This is a genomic window from Paraburkholderia acidipaludis NBRC 101816 (assembly GCF_000684975.1).
Classification (GTDB): domain Bacteria; phylum Pseudomonadota; class Gammaproteobacteria; order Burkholderiales; family Burkholderiaceae; genus Paraburkholderia; species Paraburkholderia acidipaludis.
The window spans coordinates 49,267-67,791 of sequence record NZ_BAXZ01000030.1; the positions used below are offsets into that span (position 1 = coordinate 49,267).

Sequence of the window (18,525 nt, forward strand, 5' to 3'; positions counted from 1 at the left end):
GCGGAAGTCTCCACGGCACGCGGGGCGGCTGCCCCGGCGTGCGACCCCGAAGGTCAGGTGAGAGGAAGCGGAAGTACGGGCATGAGCGCGGCGGCGGGCTTAGAAGGCCGCGCCCGCAGCACCCTTCAGCTCCAGAATGTCGCGGGCTTCGTCGGGCGAGGCCACGTCGATATTGAGGGCGTCGAGCACCGTGCGGATGCGCACGACCTGTTCCGCGCTCGAAGCCGCCAGCTGGCCGGGCCCGATCCACAGCGAATCTTCCAGCCCCACGCGCACATTCGCGCCCATGGCCGCGCCGATGGTGGCCAGCGGAATCTGGTTGCGGCCGGCACCGAGGATCGACCAGCGGAACCGGTCGCCAAACAGGCGCTGCGCGGTGCGATGCATGTGCATCAGATCTTCGGGGTCCGGACCAATGCCGCCCAGAATGCCGAACACCGTCTGCACGAACACGGGCCCCGTGACGAGCCCACGATCGACGAAATGCTTCAGGTTGTACAGGTGGCTCACGTCGTAGCACTCGAATTCGAAGCGCGTGCCGTTCGCCGAGCCGATGCGCAGGATATTCTCGATGTCCTGGTACGTGTTCTTGAAGATCAGGTTGCGGCTGTTCTCCAGATGCTCGCGCTCCCAGTCGTGGCGAAATTCCTTGAAACGCTCCAGCATCGGAAAGAGGCCGAAGTTCATCGAGCCCATATTCAGCGAGGCCAGCTCCGGCTTGAAGGTGGTGGCCGGGCGCATGCGCTCCTCGACCGTCATATGCGGACTGCCGCCCGTCGTGATGTTGATCACCGCGTCGGTCGCGGCGCTGATCTTCGCGAGGAACGGGCGAAACAGTTCGGGATCCTGAGAAGGCCTGCCGTCGCGCGGATCGCGGGCGTGCAGGTGCAGGACGGCGGCGCCCGCGCGGGCGGCCTCGATGGCGGCCTCGGCGATTTCGTCGGCGGTGACCGGCAGATGCGGCGACATGCTCGGCGTATGAATCGCGCCCGTTGGCGCGCAGGTGATGATGGCTTTGGCTCGCCTGGCCATAGTGTCTCCTTCCCGGTTCGGGTCGTGGCGCGGCTGGGCCGCTCGAATAAGTGTGTTAACTGAGCGCCTGCGTCAACCCGTCGACGACCAGCTCCTGCCCGTGCACGCTCGCTGCCTGATCGCTGCAGGCAAAGCGCACCATGTTGGCGATGTCGCGCATCGTCACCATGCGGCCCAGCGCCGCCTGCGAGGTGTAGCTGCGGGTCACGTCCTCCACGGGCTTGCCGAGCGATTCCGCCTTGGCGGCAATCACGGCGCGAATGCGCGGTCCGTCCACGGCGCCCGGCAGCACTGTATTGACGCGAATGCCTTGCGGCCCGAGTTCGAGCGCCAGCGATTTCGTGAAGCCCACCACCGCCCACTTCGAAGCTGAGTAGACCGAACGACCCGGCATGCCCAGATGCCCCGCGGCCGAAGAGAGGTTCACGATGGCCGGCGCGCGGCCCTGGCGCAGCCGCGGCACGGCTGCCCGCGCGCACAGGAACTGGCCCGTGATATTGACGGCGAGCGTGCGCTCCCAGTCGGCGAGCGAAAGCGTTTCGACGCCGCCCGTCGGCCCGGCCACGCCCGCGTTGTTGACGAGCACGTCGAGCCCGCCCAGCGTCGCGTCCACGCGCTCGAACAGCGCCGCCACGTCGCTCTCGCTCGACACGTCCGCCCTGACGGCCAGCACGCCGGGCAATTCGGCCGCCACGCGCTCGAGGCCGGCCCCCGAGACGTCGCACACGGCCACGCGCGCGCCGGCTTCCACGAAGGCCCGGGTGATCTCCAGCCCAATGCCGTCCGCGCCGGCCGTCACCAGCACTCGCTTGCCAGCGAGCGATTCATCCTTCCACATGTCCGTTGTCTCCATGAGTGCGTCGTGTCCGGATTGAATCCTATAACTGTGATCACAGATATCATATCGGGGATACCCTATGTGCTATGATCGAGCCATGGCCCTGAACGAACTCGTGACCCCGCTGACGCGCCAAACGCTCAGCCGCGACGTCTACGCGCAACTGCGCGACCTTCTCATCACCGGACAAATGATGCCGGGCGAGCAGATCTCGCTGCGCAACATCGCGGCGGCGCTGGGCGTGAGCGTGATGCCCGTGCGCGAGGCGGTGCACCGGCTGGTGGCCGAACAGGCGCTCGAACTCACGCCCAACCGCGCGCTGCGCGTGCCGACCATGAGCATCAGCCAGTTCGGGGAGATCACGCAGATCCGCGTGAATGTGGAAGGCCTCGCCACGGCGCAGGCGGCCGGGCGCATCGAGGAAGACGAACTCCAGCGCCTGCAGGCGCTGCACGCGCGGTTCGCCGACGAAATGGAAAAGGCGCGGCCCGACGGCGCCAAGGTGATCGCCATGAATCAGGCGTTCCACTTCGCCATCTACGAAGCGGCCCGCATGCCCATGCTGCTGCAGATGATCGAAACGCTGTGGCTGCGCATCGGGCCGATTCTCAACTACGATCTGCGCTCCGGCTCGAAGCGCGTGGGCGAGCGCGTTGCCGTCAAGCATCACGGCAAGCTGCTCGACGCTTTACGCCTGCGCGACAGCGACGCGGCATGCGCCGCCTTGCGCGGCGATATCGAAAGCGCGGCGGCTTATATCGTCTCGGCCGGCGTGCTGCTGAGCGCGGAGACCGGCGGTGCCGCTCCTCTCGCCGCTCCGGCGGCGAAGACCGCGAAGCCGCGGGCCGCGCGGGCCGAACGAGCGACGCGGGAGAAAGCCGCGAGCGCCAAGGCCTGAACCGCGGCGCGCATGACCTTGACGGCGCCGCACCATGCAAAAGCGCCGCGGCCCGTAAAAAACGGGCTCGCGGCGCAATGACAGCGACTGCGTGGTTACGTTGCCTGGTTACTTCGCAACCGGCATCGTGAACTCGGCACCCTTTTCGGTGCTCTCCGGCCAGCGCTGCATGATCGACTTCTGCTTCGTGTAGAAACGCACGCCTTCCTCGCCGTAGGCATGCATGTCGCCGAACAGGCTGCGCTTCCAGCCGCCGAAGCCGTGCCATGCCATCGGCACCGGAATCGGCACGTTGATGCCCACCATGCCCACCTCGATCTGGCGGCCGAACTCGCGCGCCACGTGGCCGTCACGCGTGAAGCAGGCCACGCCGTTGCCGAACTCGTGGTCGTTGATCAATTGCACGGCCTCGGCAAAATCCTTCACGCGCACGCATGCCAGCACGGGGCCGAAGATTTCTTCCTTGTAGATGCGCATCTCGGGCGTGACGTTGTCGAACAGCGTGCCCCCCGTGAAGAAGCCGTTTTCGTGACCGGGCACCTTCAGGCCGCGGCCGTCCACCACGAGCTTCGCGCCTTCCTCCACGCCCGTCGCGATGTAGCCCTCAATGCGCTCCAGGGCCTGTTGCGTGACGACCGGACCCATTTCGGCGTCGGCTTCCATGCCGTTCTTGACGATGAGGCTCTTCGCACGCTCGGCGAGGCGCGGCACGATCTTGTCGGCCACCTCGCCCACCAGCACCGCCACCGAAATCGCCATGCAGCGCTCGCCCGCCGAACCGTAGCCCGCGCCGATCAGCGCATCCACGGCCTGGTCGAGGTCGGCGTCGGGCATCACGACCATATGGTTTTTCGCGCCGCCCAGCGCCTGCACGCGCTTGCCGTGCTTCGCGCCGGTCTCGTAGATATAGTTCGCGATCGGCGTGGAGCCCACGAAGCTCACCGCCTTCACGTCGCGGTGCGCGAGCAGCGCGTCGACCACGACCTTGTCGCCCTGCACGACGTTGAACACGCCGTCCGGCAGACCGGCTTCCTTGAGCAGACGCGCCATGAACAGCGACGCCGACGGGTCGCGCTCGCTGGGCTTGAGGATGAACGTGCAGCCGGCAGCCAGCGCGACCGGGAACATCCAGCACGGCACCATGCAGGGGAAGTTGAACGGCGTGATGCCGGCCACCACGCCCAGCGGCTGGCGCACGGTCCAGTTGTCCATGCCCGTGGAAACCTGCTCCGTGTAATCGCCCTTGAGCAGTTGCGGAATGCCGCACGCAAATTCGACGACGTCGATGCCGCGCGCGACTTCGCCCTGCGCGTCGGCAAACACCTTGCCGTGCTCGGCCGTGATGATGGCGGCGAGTTCGTCCTTGTGGCGGTTCATCAGCTCGAGAAAGCGCAGCATGACGCGCGCGCGGCGGATGGGCGGCGTGTTGCTCCAACCCGGAAATGCGGCTTTCGCGCTCGCCACGGCGGCGTCCACGTCGGCCGCTTCGCCCAGCGCGAGGCGGCGGGCGGCGGCGCCCGTGGCCGGATTGAAGACCGCCTGCGTGCGGTCGCCGGCGCCGCGTACGGTCTTGCCGCCAATATAGTGGACCACGTCTGCGCTATCGGTGTAAGCCTGCATGTCATCTCCTTGCGGGTTGTTCGATGGGACCCAGTGTACGTAGACCGCCCGGCCCTGCAAAGCCATGGCGGCTGAATTGATTGTTTTCGATGGCGAACAATCCGCCGTGCGAATGGTGAAAGATGGGCCGGCGTGGTGCTATGATCGGACCCTGATCAGCAGACGTTCGGCGGGAATCATCGGCATGGACACGCAGAAGATCGAGGCGCTCTGGGCGCACCTGCACTGGCTCAACGTGCTCGCGGAGCAAGGCAGCTACACGGCGGCGGCGGCGCGTCTCGGCGTGAGCAAGGCCGCGATGAGCCAGCGCATTGCGGAGCTGGAACGCGCGGCGGGCGTCGCGCTGGTGCAGCGCACCACGCGCAGCGTGCGCTTTACCGAAGCGGGGCGGCAGCTCGTGGAGGAAACGCGCGCGGAGTTCGAGCGCATTGCCGCGAGCTTCGCGAACGTGCGCGAAATGGCCGACGTGGTGCGCGGCACCGTGCGCGTCACGGCGCCCGTCGCGTTCGCGCGCCAGCAGCTCGTGCCGCGCCTCGCGCAGTTCGCGCGCGCGAATCCCGAAGTGCGCGTGCAACTGGAGCTTTCCGACCGGCTCACCTCGATCGCGACCGAAGGCTTCGACCTCGCGATCCGCCATAGCGCGCAGGTGCCCGAAACGCACGTGGCCTTCAAGCTTTGCGATACGCATTCGGTCATTGCCGCCACGCCGGCCTACCTGCGCAGGCGCGGCATGCCGCAAACGCCAGCCGATCTCGCGTCGCACGACTGCCTCTACTATCCGCGCACGCCGGGACCCGGGGTATGGTCGTTCGAGAAGCCGGGTCGCCGCGCCGAGGCCACACGCGTCAGCGTGACCGTGAACGGCCCGGTCTCGGCCAACAACAGCGAAGCCTTGCGCGACGCCGCGCTCGAACACCTGGGCATCGCGCTCCTGCCCGATTTCAGCGCGCAGAGCGCGCTGCAAACGCGCAAACTCGTCGTACTCCTGCCCAACTGGCGCCCCGTGGGCGCGTATGCTTCGCAACTGCATGTCGTGCGCCCGTACGGCGCCCACGTGCCGCGCGCCGTCACGCGCTTTACGGAGTTCCTGCGGCAATCGTTCGAGGGCGGATTTTCGCTCGAATGAATCGCGACAGCCCCGGAGACACCCCATGACCGACACCCCCACGCCGCGCCGCAAACGCAGCGCGCGTTTCGCCGATATCGCCGAGGCGGCGGGAGTCAGCCCCGCAACGGTCGATCGCGTGCTGAACGAACGCGGCAGCGTGTCGGCGGCCATGCGCGCACGCGTCGTGGCGGCGGCGCGGCAGCTTGGCGTGCCGCGCGTCCTGCCGGCCACGAGCCACGGCCTCGTGCATATCGACGTCCTGCTGCCGCAAAACACCACGCCGTTCTTTCAGCGCGTGGCGCAAGGGCTCGAGCGCTCGATGCAGATGCTCGACCGGCGCATTGTCCTGCATCGCCAGATCCTTCCGGAAGCCGACGACGACGTGATCACGCGCGCCATCCTGCGCCCGAACTACAAGCGCGCCGGCCTGATCGTCACCACGCGCGACACGGCTGCCGTGCGCGAGGCGCTGCGCGCGGTGATCGCGCGGGGCGAGCCCGTGGTCACGATGGTGACCGATATTGCGGAGGTCGAACGAATCCATTACGCCGGCATCGACAATGTGAGCGCGGGCCGCACGGCGGGCTACTTGCTTGGGCGTCTCGCGGAAGGCCCCGGCCGGATTCTACTGGTGTGTTCGCGCAAGGACTATCGCGCGCACGTGGACCGCATCAGCGGCTGCCGCGCCCAATTGAGCGAGGCGTTTCCCCACCTGATCTGCGACGGCGAGGCGGTGGAGCATTTCGACGACGCGGACCGCTGCCATCGCGCGGTCCTCAAGGAGCTCAGGCGCGGCGACGTGATCGGCATCTACAACAGCGGCTATGCGTCGGCCGGCATCGAGGCCGCGTTGCGCAAGGTGGGAGCGACCGGGCACGTGGTCTGGGCCGGGCACGAGATGCTCGACCTGCACCGCCAGTACATCGAGCAGGGCACGATGGACATTGCGATCGACCAGGACCCGGACGGACAGATCATCTCCGCCTTGCAGCACGTGCTAAACGCGTGCGGCGTGGTGGAAACGCCCGTGCCGCCGGGGCCGGTCGAGTTCCGCATTTTCTGTTCTGCGAACGTGCGGCGCGACCCTTATCTGGTCGCAAGAAGCTGAGTTCTACCAGGCAGCTCACACCGCTGCGCGCTCGCCCGATGCCGGCGCCAGGGTTTCCAGTTCGCTCCATAGCTCGCGTATCCAGTCCCGCATCAGCAGCGATTCGGCCCAGCGGTCGGTGGTGTCGTTGCCGTCCCGGCCGATGATGGCATACGGCTGCGGCCCGAGTTCGCAGGTGAAAGCGAGCGTGTCGTTCTCGCCCGCGCGGCGGCGCCACGATAGAAAACCATAGCGCCACCAGTCGAGAAACAGGTCCACCCATTTCCGGTGCGGCGCGAACGAGATTTCGATCTGCACCTGCTCGCGGCTCGCCACGCGGCCATGAAAGGCCCATGAGTTGTCGAGAACCCGCTGGATCAGCGCGTGGTTCTCCTGCGAAACGGGCCATGCGAACTCGCGCCCGACGAGGTAATGCGAAAGATCGCCTAGCAGCGGGAGGTCGGGGCGCGCATCGAGCAGATCGAGCGTGAAGTAGAGGTCGGTGGTCAGGCGGTCGCGATGCGTCTCGATGTAGACGGGAATGTCCACCTGCTCGGCAAGACGCCGCCAGCCGTCGACCAGGACCAGGGCTTCCTTGAGCGTGCGCGGACGCACGTCGGGTTGCAGATCGACATGGTGCAGGCCGAACTCGGTCGCCAGTTCGAGCACGGGCTGCAGGTCGTCGACGGTGGCCGGAAAGCATTGCCCTTCCGCCGCCAGCCCGTAGGCCTTGCGCAACTCGGCCAGCCGCTTCACGTCCTCGCGCTTCGTGCAGTGTGCGCTCACGCCATCGAAACCGGCTTCGGCAATCATCCGCACGTTTTCTTCGAGCGAGCGCTCGTAGCCATCGGTGTGGCGGCGTTCCATCGCCCAGAGGGACTGGAACACCTGCAGTCGTTGCGCCATCATGTCTCCGTTGCGGCGGGGTAGCGAGCCGCTGGGGTACTGCGTTTAGAGCAGGCTCTTGAGCTTGACTTCGGGATTGGCCAGTTGCCCGGGGTCGTGCGCGCCGCCGCGCTCGACCAGCATCCGCGCGAGCCGCATTTCCTTCGCGAAACCACTCGCCGGGCCGAAGCCGCTCGCGCCAACCAGCTTTCCTTCGGCATCCAGATCGAAATGTATCTCCCCGGTGCCGTTCATGGCGCGCAGGACCGTTTGCTTCCCAAGCGCCGGTTCGCCCGCCACCTGCAACTGATGGTCGTACTGATCGGACCAGAACCACGGCGTTTCGCGGTAGGCCTCCTGTGCCCCCAGCATGTTGCGCGCCGCGACGCGCGCCTGGGTTTCCGCGTTGTGCCAGGTCTCCTGGCGGATGCGATGCGCACCAAACCGGCTTGGAAACACGGCGACATCGCCCGCCGCGTAGATGCCGGGCGCCGACGTCCGGAGGGTTTCGTCAACGAGAATCCCGCGCTCGATCGCGAGTCCCGCCGCCCGAGCCAGTTCGTCGGCCGGCTCGATGCCGATACCGACGATCACCGTATCCGCGTGCAGCACGCGGCCGTCTTCCAGCGCCAAGGCAAGCCCGCCATCGTCGCGCGGCTCGAACGCGCGCGGTGCGGAATTCAACAGAATCTGCACGCCGTTGCGCTCGTGCAGCGCATGAGCGCGCGCGGCGATCGCGGCAGGCACGGCACGGCCGAGCAGGCGCACGCCGCCCTCCACCACCGTCACCTCGCATCCGCGCGCGCGGGCCGAAGCCGCCACTTCGAGGCCGATGAAGCCGCCGCCCACCACGACAATGCGCGCGCCCGGCGCGAGCCTCGGCCCGATTGCCGCCGCATCGTCCAGCGTGCGCAGGCATTGCACGAGCGCGCCGGATGCGCCCGGCACCGAAAGGCGTCGGGCATGGCCGCCGGTTGCCAGCAGCAGCGCCTCGCAGGCCAGTGTCTCGCCGTCGCCCAGATGCAGCGTGCGCGTGGCCGGGTCGAGCGAACGCACCGTCGCGACCCGATGCTCGATCCCGTCCTCGCGCCACGCTTCGGGCGCACGCAGGCCGCACTGGCCCGGTTCGCGCTCGCCCGTCAGCAGCGCCTTCGAAAGCGGCGGCCGCTCGTACGGCAAATGCGGCTCCGCGCCGATCAACACGATGCGGCCGTCCCAGCCCGCCTCGCGCAGCGTTTGCGCGGCACGGCCGCCAACGTGGCCCGCACCCACGATAGCCATCACGCGTTCGCTGGCCATGGCATCAGATCTCGATGAAGATGCGCCCGGCTTCTACCCTCGCCGGATACGTCTTGAGCTTTTCGCATACGGGCGCGCACAGCGCCCGCCCGTCGCGAATATCGAAGCGGCCGTTGTGCTTCGGGCATTCGATCGTATGGCCCATCACGAGGCCGTCGCACAGGTGCACGTGTTCGTGCGTGCAGAGCCCGTCGCTCGCGTAGACGTCGCCGTCCACGCGATAGATGGCATAGGTCCGGCCAGCGTGATCGAAGCGCATGACGTCCTCGTCCTCGATCTCGTCCAACGCGGCTGCGTCGATCCACTGCGTCATGTCGTGTCTCCTTGATTCGTTATCGATATGTTCAGGACTGCTTTGTCTCTCAGGTCACGCCCGGCACCGGCCGCTTGACGTGATACTCGGGATTGCGCGTCTGCCGCACCAGCGCGGGAATGATCTCCGCGTAGGCGGCAAGGCTGCTCGAATAGGTGGGCGGCATGTCCGCCTTGACGAACTCGTGCAGCCGCGGCAAGGCATGGAACGGGATCATCGGGAACATGTGATGTTCGATGTGGTAATTCATGTTCCAGTAGAGGAAGCGGAACACGGGATTCATCATGACCGTGCGGCAGTTCTTGCGGTGGTCGAGAACATTCTCGGGCAGCCCCGCATGCTGCGTAAGGCCGAAGTAGAGGTAAAGCCACGCGCCGTAGAGACTGGGCAAGCCGATATACAGGAGCGGCAGCACCGAGTGGAAGCCGATGCAGGCAGCCACCACGGCCGCATAGGCGAGGAGCGTCAGGCGCGCCTCGCGCACCACCTTCGGCCACTCGGATTCGGGTATGAAAGTCTTCTCTTCCGCACCGACGTTGCCGAAGGCCGCGGAAACGATCTTCGGCGCTTCGTTCGCCACGTGCTTGATCGCGCAGACATTAAGCAGGATCGCGAACCAATCCGTCGGCCGAGGCGCGGCGATCTCCGGATCGCGGCCAACCACCAGCGTGTCGGTATGATGCCGCGCGTGGCTCCAGCGCCAGACCGTGGGGCGCCGGAACACCTGGAACGAGGCAAGTTGATAAACCACGTCGTTCATCCAGCGCGTTTTGAACGCCGTGCCGTGCCCGCACTCGTGCCAGCGCGAATCGGCCGGGCTGCAGTAGAGCGTGCCGTACAGGAAGAAAGCGGGTATGGCCCACAGCGAGTGCGCGTGCCATGCGAATCCCGCCAGCACGCCGCTCGCGACGATCGCCGCGTACCAGATGAGCGTGTCGCGAATCGCGCGCGCGTCGTCGCGCTGCATCAACGCCTTCATGGTGGCCCGCGGCACGGGGCACTTGTACCACTCGGCATTGACGAGGCCCGCGGCGCGCGCCGCCTCGCCCGCGCCGCCTATCAGCCGGTAAGCCTGATGCCCCGCGGGGGCGGACGCCTCGCGCGAGCCTGTTTGCGTGTTCGACACCGCTGTCTCCTTGATCCGGTTCGCCGGGGGGTGCCCGGCCCGTCAGTTCCTCTGCTCTCGAGATCAAAAATAAGCGCGGCGCCCGAATCGCTCAACGGAAACGTTGACGAAATCTCGTCAAATCCGCCCGGCTGGCCGGTCGTCCCGGTTCAGTATTCCGGCGGCAGGTTCTCCTGCAGGTAGATCGAAATCGGCGTCTGCAGCGGCAGCCCGGAAGGGGTGCCCCGGTTGTAGTGCCCGAGAACGGCCTCCACGGCGCGCACGGCCTCCACAAACGGGCTCTGGTCGAGCACGGCGTCCATGACGCCCTCGATGAGCAACGCCCGGCTCACGGGCGTGAGTTCGTGGCCGATGAGCACCGTCGAGCGTTCGAGCTTCATCGCCTTCAATGCGCGCGCGATGCCTTCGTCGCCCACCGAGATGTTGTAGATGCCGCGCAGATCGGGGTACTTCCTGAACGCATCGCGCGCGAGCCGTTCGGTGGACCGTTCGTCCTCGCGGCTCTCCACGGTCGCCACCACTTCGCATGCCGGGAAGCGGCGGCGCAGGACGGCGCGAAACGCACCGTCGCGCTGCTCGTGCCCGAGGTAGGTGCGCAGCCCCGCGACGACGAGTATCCTGCCGCCCTCGTGCCCGACGAAGCGCCCCATCAGCTCGCCGGCAATGCGCCCGGCGCAGCGGTTGTCGATGCCCACGTAAGCGAGGCGCCCGCTGTCGGGCAAATCGCTCGCGACGGTCACGACGGGAATCTTCTTCGCGACGCGCGCAACGGCATCCACGACCATCGGGTGCTCGTAGGCAACCACGATCATCGCATCGGCCTTCTGCGCCACGCGGCCGATCACGTTCGCGATCGACTGCGGTTCGAGGTCGTCGAAAAACGTGACGCTGCACAGCACGCGGTAGGCCTCGAACGACTTCTGCGCCAGCTCGAAGCCCTGCCGCAGCGCAACGTAATAGGGCGACGTGGGCTTCTGCGTGACGATGGCCACGCGCAGCCAGCGCACCGACACCTCGTGCAGCGCGCGATCGATCTTGAGCTTGCGCGCCGCCTCGAGCACGCGGGCCTCCTTCTCGCGCGATACCCCGCCCCGCCCGTTCAGCACGCGCTCCACGGTCGCGTAGCTCACGTCCGCGGCCTTCGCCACGTCCTCCATGGTCGGCTTTCTTCTGATGTTCACGCGTGCCTCGTGGTTGAAGAAAAATCCTCAAATTAGCGTTTGAGAGCGAAGAATCGATCAACTACATTCTAGTCGTCATTCGCAGCACGAAGCCGAGACCCATCGGCAAACGACAAGGAGACAGTCAGCATGGAAACGACCGGATTGCGCCTTGCGAGGCGCATGCTCGCGGCAGTTGCCGCAATCGCGCTCGTGAGCGCATTCAGCGCATTCAGCGCAAGCAGCGCAAGCAGCGCCGCCGCCGAAGAGCGGTTCGTGATGGTCAGTCACGGATCGGATTCGAACGTGTGGTGGAACACCGTGAAGAACGGCATGCGCGACGCGAGCGAGGACTTCCATGTGCCCGTCGATTACCGCAACCCGCCCACCGGCGACACGGGCGACATGGTGCGCATCCTCGAACAGGCCGCCGCGCGCAACTACACGGGCGTCATCACGACCGTGCCGAACTTCGAGATGATCCAGACCGGCCTCGCCGGCGTGAAGGCCAAGCACATTCCCGTCATCACGATCAATGGCGGTCCTGAACAAGGCATGAAGCTCGGCGCGATCCTGCATATCGGGCAGCCCGAGTACGAAGCCGGCAAAGCGGCCGGCGAGCGCGCGAAGGCGGCCGGCATCCGCAGCTTCCTGTGCGTCAATCACGGCGCCGATATCCAGGCGCTGTGGGACCGCTGCAAAGGCTTTGCGGATGCCATCGGCGTCGACTACAAGGCCGCGACGATGGACAGCGGCGAAGATCCCACGGTGATCGAAAGCAAGGTGGCCGCATACCTGCGCTCGCATCCGGACACCCAGGCCATACTCGCGCTCGGCCCCGACCAGGCAATGGGCGTGCTGCGCGGCGTTCACGACGCGGGCAAGGACGGCAAGATCTACGTGGCGACCTTCGATCTTTCGCCGGACATCCTGAAAGCGATCCAGTCGGGACAACTGGCCTTCGCGATCGATCAGCAGCCCTATCTGCAAGGCTATCTCCCGGTGGCGGCCATGGCGATCGCCGTGCGCGACAAGACGACCGATCCGGCCCATCTCGTCGCCGCGCTCAAGAGCGACAAGAAGGTGGCAGCGCGGCTCGAAAAATACGGACTCAAGCCGGTTTATACGGGCTCGACGGTGAGTTCCGGCCCGAGCTTCGTCACGCGGGACAACCTCGCGGTGGTCCAGCAGTACGCCGGGTCCTACCGGTAAGCGGCAAACGCATAGCGACGGAGTCACGCAATGAATATCGACATGCAATCGTGGTTCAAGGTCGACATCGACCGCAAGACGCTCAAGGACCTCTCCGCGCGCTCGGACGCACGCGGGCTCGTCCAGGCGGGCGGCTTCTTCGCGCTCGTCATCGCCGCCGGCGCGCTGGCGTGGCATGCGCTGGGAACCGCGTGGGCGATTCCCGCCTTCCTGCTCTACGGCACCGTGTTCGCCTTCAGCGAGGCCGCCGCCCACGAACTGGGTCACGGCACCGTGTTCAAAACGCGCCGGCTCAACGAAGCCTGCTACTGGGCGATCTGCTTCATGTCGTGGCGCGAGCAGGTCTATAGCCGCTGGCTGCATGCGAAGCATCACACCTATACGCATCTGACCGCCGCGCCTTATAAGGACCCCGAACTGGCATTCAAGCGTCCCCCGAGCTACCTCAAGCTCGTGACGGACTTCGCGCGCGTCTCGCACGGCCTCCAGTTTCTGGGCGCGATCTTCCTGCACAGCTTCGGCATGGTCACGAAGGGAGCCAGGGAAGTCGTACCGGAAACGGAGTACAAGAAGATGTGCGATAACTCGCGCGTCCTGCTCGCCTGCTACGTGGCCGTCTTCGTCTGGGCGATCCTTGCGCATAGCTGGCTGCCGGTGCTGTTGCTCTTTTTGGCCCGCGCCTACGGCACCTGGCTGCACGAGCTCTGCGCGCTCACGCAGCACACCGGTCTCAAGGAGAACGTGCTCGACCATCGTGTTTCGAGCCGCACCGTGAAGCTGAATCCTGTCGTGCGCTTTCTTTACTGGAACATGAACTATCACATCGAACATCACATGTTCCCGAGCGTGCCGTTCCACGCGCTGCCGAAATTTCACGAGACGGTGGCCGCGCAAATGCCCGAGCCTTATGCCGGCCTGTGGCCCGCCTGGCGCGAGATTCTCACGATCTTCGCGAAGCAGCAGCGCGATCCCGAGTATATGGTCGTGCGCGAGTTGCCGCCGGGGAAGCGGGGGAGCGCGGTTGTGTGAACGACAGACGGATGGGGTTGAAGGTCGAATGAAAGACCCCGCCGAAGCGGGGCCGCGTCTCAAGTTACCTGGATTCCTGTGGCGCCCGTCTCGCGCTGAATCGCCGCCATCCCAAAGTACCAGCGAGTATCACAACGGCGGCAGAAATCAGACCTGTTGCAATAAGCAGAACGAAAAGGCCGGGGTCGTCCATTTGCAACACTCCGGGGTCATAGCCTGGTTTGAATTTCCTCACCAACCATAACGTTAAATCATTGGTGATTTCATAAAAACCAATGGGGATTTCATACCAGATATGAGTCAAAATAAAATGGACGATACAGAAAACCATGACGAGCCATAGACCGATCGACCCAATACACCAACTGATAAATGCTAGTCGCTTCATCGCACATCGACCTGGCCATACGCTTTCATATCGCTACCTGGCACAAGCAGATCCGGGGCATGGCGGCGGATATGGCGCTGGAACCGGTCGAACTCGGCTGGGTTTTTAACCGTAATACGACCATCGCTTTCATGGTGCGGTCCGTCTGGGTGCAGCCGGAAATTTCCGCGCCTGATACCATTGATCATCGTCGTATCCCCGGTATAGGGGTTCCAGAGCATGAACCATAAACGCCGGTCGGTCGTACCAACGAAGGGGCCAAGCATATCGCGAAGCCAGCCTATCCGACCACCTGATTTACGATCAACAATATAGTACGTACCAGGTGGGATAGCCCCGACACCAACATCGGCAACATCAATTGGACTATCGCGGCCCCTGTCGCGTCCGGAATACGCCTCCACTGCGCCGTAACCGGAACAAACAAGCGTAGACATTTCTCGGTTATTGAGTGTGAATGTGCAGAAGACAGGCATAACTCGCTCACTTATAAGTCATTCCATGCATCTTTGAATATCATGTTGCCATCGGTGTAATTCCAGGTGATTTCCTCATAGCGGAATTCCACCACTTCAAAGTGGTTTCGATGTTGGTTCGCGGCTTCCTTGATATTTAGAACTCTTGGAGAAATTCCAACGACCTTTACGTTTTTCATAAGAATCGTAAAGTAGGCCTCCTCCAGACCTGCCTCGTTCGCCCGATAGAACCTCAACTCTCCCGACTGCAGCGTTAGCCCGCAAGCAACGGCTCGATACAGCAGCGCCGACGAGCGATCAATTTCCTTTTCGACGGTGAGTGGGCGATGCGTGCGCGTGCCCGTCAACTTTCCCGTGTGGCCGTCCGCGGGCATATTCAGGCCGTGCGACAGACTCAAAATCTCGATGCTGCCTTCGCGGCCTAAAACCTCGCTAGACCCGCGAATGTCCGCACCGCCGTCATCTTTCAACCACAGGTGCAAAGGAACTGCCATTGCAAAGCCTCCGTTTATGGTTTGAACGTGTCGGCCGGCAACGCAACCGGCGACATCCGGGAGAAAAATTCGCCCGGACAGGCGATATCAGCACGAGGCAAGAACAAGGACTATCGGACACGAACGAAAGGTGCGCGAACAATGAGCGCCACTTGCTCTATGACGCCCCAATGACAGACAAGCCCGCCGCAAGCCGTAGAAACCTTCTAAACCCGCCCCGGGTTGCACCCTCAAGTTCTCCGGTGACCCTGCCGTTATGCCCTGTGCATGCAAAGCCGGGTCCAGAGGATGAAAGCACGCGCTGCACCAGATAACAGGAGCAAAGACGCGCATGGCCCGACGTTCAGGGACATGAGCATTGCGCTTTCCGGCAGGTTGCGCACGCGGCTCGTCACGGGGCTTGCCGTCGCCGCCATTCTGGCCGCCATCGGGCTCAATACGACGCTCGCGCTGCGTCAGACCCAGGAGCAGAACCACACGCTCGGCCAGCAGCAGTCCGTGGCGGTCCTCAAGCGCAATCTCGACGCGCTCCAGGACGCGCTGCTCGACGAGCACGAACAGCTCTATACCGTGGTCGGCATGCGGCCGTTCTTCAGGCGGCCTGCTTCCGCCTATATTTATCCGCTGCCGGCGCTGCTCGATTATGCGAGCGCGGCGCAACAGTCCTGCGGCGGCGAACCGCGCTGCATTGCCCTGCTCGACGAACTGAAGGACATGATCCGGCACCTCGGCAAGCTCAGCAACGAGCTGGCCATGCGCGCCCTGCTCAAGCCCGGCAGCGTGACGATCGGCGCGCCCAAGCTCGGCGAGCTCGACGCCCGCTTCTTCCAGACCATGCAGAAGATCGGCGAAGTGCGCATGGCCGAGGACGAACATCTCGACACTTCGGTCAGCAAGGCTTCGCACGACGCGGAAGTGGTCTCCGACCTGCTGCTCGGCTCCGGCCTCGCCGCGGCCCTCATGCTGCTCGCGCTCCTGTACCGCAACGGACGCATCACGAAGTCGCTGCGCGTGGCCTTGCGTACCGCCGACTCCAACCGCGAGAAATACCAGCGCCTCTTCGTGCGCAATCCGCTGCCGATCTGGATCGTCGACGACGAATCGGGCCGCATTGTCGCCGTCAACGATATGGCCGTGGAGGCCATGGGATACCGCGCCGACGAAATGCTGCGCATGACGCTCGACGATATCCGCACCGGCGAAACCCCGCTGCACGGCGCCACGGTTGCGCAGGCCCGGGCGCTGCAGGACGGCGTGGCCGGCGTCTGGTCCCACCGCACGAAGCAGGGCGAAATGCTTTCGATGGCGGTCTTTCACCTGCACACGGAACTCGACGGCCGGCGTGCGACGCTGTGCGTCATGGAGGACATGACGAAAGAGCTTGCTGCGCAGGCCGAACTATTCCGCTCGATGCAGATGCTCGAATACGTGCTCGACAATATTCCCACCGGCATCGCCTGGAAAGATTCTTCGCACCGCTACGCAGGCGGCAATGAAATCTATGCGAAAGACGCGGGACTGGTTTCGCGTAAGGAGCTGGTCGGGCTGACCGACGATCAGTTGCGCTGGGGCGACGACCCGGCCGCGGTGCGCGCGGAAGATATCCGGATCATGGCGGGCGAGCTCGTGAAGAAGCGCGTCGAGCGCGAGGCCATTGCCGTGGACGGCAGCACGGTCTGGATCGCCGAAACGAAGCTGCCGTTGATCGACCCGTCGGGCACCGGCGTGGGCGTGCTGACCGCCTACGAGAACATCACGGCGACGCGCGAATCGCAGCTTGCGCTGCGTCTGCAGGGCCGCGCGCTCGACGCGAGTATCAGCGGGATCGTCATCGCCCAGGCAAAGCCCGGCGCGCATCCCGTCCGGTACGTCAACCGCGCCTTCGAAAAGCTGACGGGCCTGCGCTTCGAAGAAGTTGTAGGCAAGGACTTCGGCACGCTCTTCGCGGCGCACGACACGCCCGAAGGTGCGGCCGTTGAAATGGCCAATCACGTCGCCAACAGCTGGGCCGAAGTGCAGGCCGCGCTGCAGTCCGACGCCGACGCGAACCTCACGCTGCAATGCCGGCATCGCGACGGCGACCTCTACTGGATCAACATGCTGGTCGCGCCGGTGCCCGCCCCGAACGGCAAGGTCACGCATCATGTCGCCATCATGAGCGACGTGACCGCCGTGATCCGCTATCAGGCCGAACTCGAACGCCAGGCCCAGTACGACACGCTCACCGGCCTGCCGAACCGCAAGCAACTGGACGACAAGCTGGCCGCGGCGCTGCAGCGGGCGGCACGCTCGGGCGACACGGTCGCCGTCATCTTCCTCGACCTCGATCATTTCAAGGAAGTGAACGACTCGCTGGGCCATCGCATCGGCGACGCCCTGCTGGGCCAGATCGCAAGGCGTCTCGAACGCATGATCGGCAGCCGCGGCACGGTTGCGCGCTATGGCGGCGACGAATTCATGGTGGTGACCGAAGGCATTGCGCGCAATGAGGTTGCCGCGTTGCTGGACGAACTGCTCGTGGTCATGACCGAGCCCGTGCGGATCTCTGCTCACGAGCTTTTCATCGAAGCGAGCATGGGCATCAGCGTCTTCCCCACCGACGGCGCCGACGCCGACACGCTGATCCGCAACGCCGACGCCGCCATGTATCTCGCGAAGCACAATGGACGAAACCAGTACCAGTTCTATCGTCCAGAGCTGAGCGAGGCCGCGGCGTCGCGCCTGCGCGTATCGACGCGGCTGCGCCGCGCGTTCAAGAACGGCGAGCTCAACGTGATGTACCAGCCGCAGTTCGACATGGCAAGCGGCGGCATAGTCGGCGCCGAAGCGCTCCTGCGCTGGACCGACGCCGAACTCGGCGAGGTCTCGCCGGCCGTGTTCATTCCGCTCGCCGAAGATACCGGCCTCATCCGCGCGATTGGCGAATGGGTTCTGCGCGAAGCCTGCAGCGAAGGGGCGCGGTGGAACGCCATGCCGGGTAGCCGCATTCGCGTTTCGGTCAACGTCTCGCCGCTGCAGCTCGAACACTCCGACCTCGTCGACCAGGTGAGCCGCGCGCTGCACGATTCGGGCCTCGCACCCGAGCTGCTGGAACTCGAGGTGACGGAAGGCGCATTGATACGTCATCCTGAACATACCGCCAAGACCCTCGCCAGTCTGCGCGATCTGGGCGTACGCATCGCCATCGACGACTTCGGCACCGGCTATTCGAGCCTGAGCTATCTGAAGCGCTTCCGCGTGGACCGCCTCAAGATCGATCGTGCGTTCGTGAAAGAGATCGGCCAGGACCCGGAAATGGAAGCGATTACGCTTGCGGTCATCGCCGTGGCGAAGGCCTTCAATTTCGAGCTGATCGCCGAAGGCGTGGAGACCCGCCGCCATCGCGACTTCCTGCTGGAGAACGGCTGCACCCAGGCGCAGGGCTTTCTCTACAGCCGCGCGATCAGCGGCCACTCCATCGCCCGCTTCCTGAGCGACGAACCGGCGGCGTCGGCCGAGCCCGGGCTCGTCGACTAACCGCCCCACCGCCCGCTCACGTTACGGCATCCTGACCGTATTGC

The 18,525-nt window shown here is 65.1% G+C and carries 17 protein-coding genes; 6 read left to right on the top strand and 11 right to left on the bottom strand.

Annotation, left to right across the window (positions count from 1 at the left end):
• Nucleotides 1-99: 99 nt before the first annotated feature.
• Nucleotides 100-1,032: a BKACE family enzyme gene (locus tag BAC01S_RS27055; RefSeq protein ID WP_027797570.1), complete on the bottom strand. Its 933-nt coding sequence runs from the start codon at nucleotides 1,030-1,032 to the stop codon at nucleotides 100-102.
• Nucleotides 1,033-1,087: 55 nt separating this feature from the next.
• The gene (locus BAC01S_RS27060) at nucleotides 1,088-1,870 is read right to left on the bottom strand and encodes an SDR family oxidoreductase (protein WP_027797571.1); all 783 of its coding nucleotides are present in this window, start codon (nucleotides 1,868-1,870) and stop codon (nucleotides 1,088-1,090) included.
• 97 nt (nucleotides 1,871-1,967) lie between these two features.
• Between BAC01S_RS27060 and BAC01S_RS27065 the strand changes: the two genes are divergently transcribed.
• Complete coding sequence (locus BAC01S_RS27065) at nucleotides 1,968-2,768, top strand: GntR family transcriptional regulator (protein ID WP_027797572.1); 801 nt, start codon at nucleotides 1,968-1,970, stop codon at nucleotides 2,766-2,768.
• Between the two features lie 108 nt (nucleotides 2,769-2,876).
• Here BAC01S_RS27065 and BAC01S_RS27070 read toward each other — a convergent pair whose 3' ends face one another.
• Entirely contained in the window at nucleotides 2,877-4,388 is a 1,512-nt protein-coding gene (locus BAC01S_RS27070; RefSeq protein ID WP_027797573.1) for a CoA-acylating methylmalonate-semialdehyde dehydrogenase, read from the bottom strand.
• Between the two features lie 184 nt (nucleotides 4,389-4,572).
• Here BAC01S_RS27070 and BAC01S_RS27075 point away from each other — a divergent pair, with 184 nt between their 5' ends.
• Nucleotides 4,573-5,514, top strand: coding sequence for a LysR family transcriptional regulator (locus BAC01S_RS27075; RefSeq protein WP_027797574.1), 942 nt, complete (start codon nucleotides 4,573-4,575; stop codon nucleotides 5,512-5,514).
• A gap of 25 nt (nucleotides 5,515-5,539) precedes the next feature.
• On the top strand, nucleotides 5,540-6,604 hold the full coding sequence (locus tag BAC01S_RS27080; RefSeq protein WP_027797575.1) for a LacI family DNA-binding transcriptional regulator: 1,065 nt from the start codon (nucleotides 5,540-5,542) through the stop codon (nucleotides 6,602-6,604).
• 15 nt (nucleotides 6,605-6,619) lie between these two features.
• On the opposite strand, the gene BAC01S_RS32775 is transcribed toward BAC01S_RS27080, so the two are convergent.
• From BAC01S_RS32775 to BAC01S_RS27105, 5 genes are all read right to left on the bottom strand, one after another.
• A complete protein-coding gene (locus BAC01S_RS32775; RefSeq protein WP_245616698.1) occupies nucleotides 6,620-7,492 on the bottom strand; it encodes a sugar phosphate isomerase/epimerase family protein in 873 nt (290 codons plus the stop codon).
• Nucleotides 7,493-7,534: 42 nt separating this feature from the next.
• Nucleotides 7,535-8,767, bottom strand: a complete 1,233-nt coding sequence (locus BAC01S_RS27090; RefSeq protein ID WP_027797576.1) for an NAD(P)/FAD-dependent oxidoreductase — start codon at nucleotides 8,765-8,767, stop codon at nucleotides 7,535-7,537.
• A 4-nt stretch (nucleotides 8,768-8,771) separates the two neighbouring features.
• On the bottom strand, nucleotides 8,772-9,080 hold the full coding sequence (locus BAC01S_RS27095) for a non-heme iron oxygenase ferredoxin subunit (RefSeq protein WP_027797577.1): 309 nt from the start codon (nucleotides 9,078-9,080) through the stop codon (nucleotides 8,772-8,774).
• Nucleotides 9,081-9,129: 49 nt separating this feature from the next.
• The gene (locus BAC01S_RS27100) at nucleotides 9,130-10,206 is read right to left on the bottom strand and encodes a fatty acid desaturase family protein (RefSeq protein WP_027797578.1); all 1,077 of its coding nucleotides are present in this window, start codon (nucleotides 10,204-10,206) and stop codon (nucleotides 9,130-9,132) included.
• A 149-nt stretch (nucleotides 10,207-10,355) separates the two neighbouring features.
• Nucleotides 10,356-11,387 (bottom strand): LacI family DNA-binding transcriptional regulator, encoded by a 1,032-nt coding sequence (locus BAC01S_RS27105; protein ID WP_027797579.1) that lies wholly within the window; start codon nucleotides 11,385-11,387, stop codon nucleotides 10,356-10,358.
• Between the two features lie 129 nt (nucleotides 11,388-11,516).
• On the opposite strand from BAC01S_RS27105, the gene BAC01S_RS27110 reads away from it, so the two are divergent.
• Both BAC01S_RS27110 and BAC01S_RS32780 read left to right on the top strand, forming a co-directional pair.
• Nucleotides 11,517-12,578 (top strand): sugar ABC transporter substrate-binding protein, encoded by a 1,062-nt coding sequence (locus BAC01S_RS27110; protein WP_043203844.1) that lies wholly within the window; start codon nucleotides 11,517-11,519, stop codon nucleotides 12,576-12,578.
• 30 nt (nucleotides 12,579-12,608) lie between these two features.
• Nucleotides 12,609-13,607 carry a fatty acid desaturase gene (locus BAC01S_RS32780; protein WP_043203846.1) on the top strand — a complete coding sequence of 333 codons (999 nt, stop codon included), beginning with the start codon at nucleotides 12,609-12,611 and terminating at the stop codon, nucleotides 13,605-13,607.
• Nucleotides 13,608-13,671: 64 nt separating this feature from the next.
• Here the strand turns inward: BAC01S_RS32780 and BAC01S_RS34910 are convergent, their stop codons facing one another.
• Genes BAC01S_RS34910 through tssD form a run of 3 tightly spaced genes read right to left on the bottom strand, consistent with a single transcriptional unit; the run spans nucleotide 13,672 to nucleotide 14,965 of the window.
• Nucleotides 13,672-13,995 (bottom strand): hypothetical protein, encoded by a 324-nt coding sequence (locus tag BAC01S_RS34910; protein ID WP_156954554.1) that lies wholly within the window; start codon nucleotides 13,993-13,995, stop codon nucleotides 13,672-13,674.
• The gene (locus BAC01S_RS34150) at nucleotides 13,992-14,432 is read right to left on the bottom strand and encodes a DUF2778 domain-containing protein (RefSeq protein WP_407667962.1); all 441 of its coding nucleotides are present in this window, start codon (nucleotides 14,430-14,432) and stop codon (nucleotides 13,992-13,994) included. The genes BAC01S_RS34910 and BAC01S_RS34150 overlap by 4 nt, the downstream gene beginning before the upstream one ends.
• Before the next feature lie 50 nt (nucleotides 14,433-14,482).
• A complete protein-coding gene (tssD, locus tag BAC01S_RS27125) occupies nucleotides 14,483-14,965 on the bottom strand; it encodes a type VI secretion system tube protein TssD (RefSeq protein WP_027797582.1) in 483 nt (160 codons plus the stop codon).
• Nucleotides 14,966-15,316: 351 nt separating this feature from the next.
• Between tssD and BAC01S_RS32785 the strand changes: the two genes are divergently transcribed.
• The gene (locus BAC01S_RS32785) at nucleotides 15,317-18,481 is read left to right on the top strand and encodes a sensor domain-containing protein (protein WP_052408854.1); all 3,165 of its coding nucleotides are present in this window, start codon (nucleotides 15,317-15,319) and stop codon (nucleotides 18,479-18,481) included.
• Nucleotides 18,482-18,525 lie beyond the last annotated feature (44 nt).